Annotated in this window: 1 protein-coding gene; it reads right to left on the reverse strand. The window is 66.8% G+C overall.

Annotated elements, in window-relative coordinates; genetic code table 11:
- On the reverse strand, positions 1–1,094 hold a 1,094-nt coding region (locus tag A5747_RS13175), incomplete at both ends, for a glycosyltransferase (protein WP_076124858.1).

Raw genomic sequence — 1,094 nt, forward strand, 5'->3', positions numbered from 1 at the left:
AGCGATTCACGGCTGGTGCTCGTAAAACGCCGCCCAGAACCAACTTTCAGACGTTTGACGTGAGAGGCCCAGATCGCCTGATCGGGTGCCGTCCAGAGGATCAGCATGGGCACCCCGGCGCGCAGGCCCGCGGCAATGGTGCCCATGCCGCCGTGGTGCACGACCGCGCGGCAGGCCGGGAAGACCGCAGCGTAATTCACCGCTTCCACCACCTTGACGTGGTCGGAATGGGGGACATTGCCGAAGTCACTCCAGCCGGAGCAGATCAGCGCCCGTTCGCCCAGTTGCGCGCAGGCCGCGCCGATCATGGCGACGGTGTCGGCGGGAGACTTGACCGGCGTGCTGCCGAAGCCGAAGAAAATCGGCGGTGTTCCCGCGGCGATCCACGACGCGACCTCCTCGTCGGCGTCCGTGGCCAACTCCATCGTCAGCGCGCCGACGAACGGTCGTTGGCCGTTGCAGTTCGCCCATTCGGCGGCCAGCCCCGGGAAGCAAACTTCTTCGTAGGCTTGAATTTCCAGTGATCCGCGCTCGGTGATGCGTCGCGCCGCAGAGCGCCTCGCCTTCGGCAGGCCCAGTTCGCGGCGCTGCGCATCGTCGCGTTTCTTGAGCATCGGCCAAGACATCCACTCGGACACCGTCATCGCGGAACGGCCCACCGGTGCGGGCAGCCCCGGAATGAGCTGGCCGTTGGCCCGTATCGGGAAGGTATGCAGCGTGGCCAGCGGAATGCCATAGTACTCCGCGATGTTGGCCGCGGACTGTTCGCCGATGGCGCTGGTGAGCACCAGGTCGGCCCCCTCGGCCAGCGACATCAGCGTCTTGCCGATCTCCTCCCAGAGCTGGTTGAACAGCCGCTGATCTTCGCGCACCAACGCGCTCAGTTCCCGGACCTTCCAAAAGCTCCGGAACAAACGGGTCAAAAGGTCGCGGTGCACGTCCTGCCACAGTCGCGCGTCCGGCCCAAACTCGGTCGCCCTGAGCCCGGCCGACTCGACGAATTCAACCAGGTCGGGCGCGACGGCCACGTGTACGTCGTGCCCGCGGCGCAGCAGTTCACGGCCGACAGCAACGCCGGGCTCCGCGTCGCCGCG

This window comes from Mycobacterium sp. IS-836 (genome assembly GCF_001954275.1).
Lineage (GTDB): Bacteria > Actinomycetota > Actinomycetes > Mycobacteriales > Mycobacteriaceae > Mycobacterium.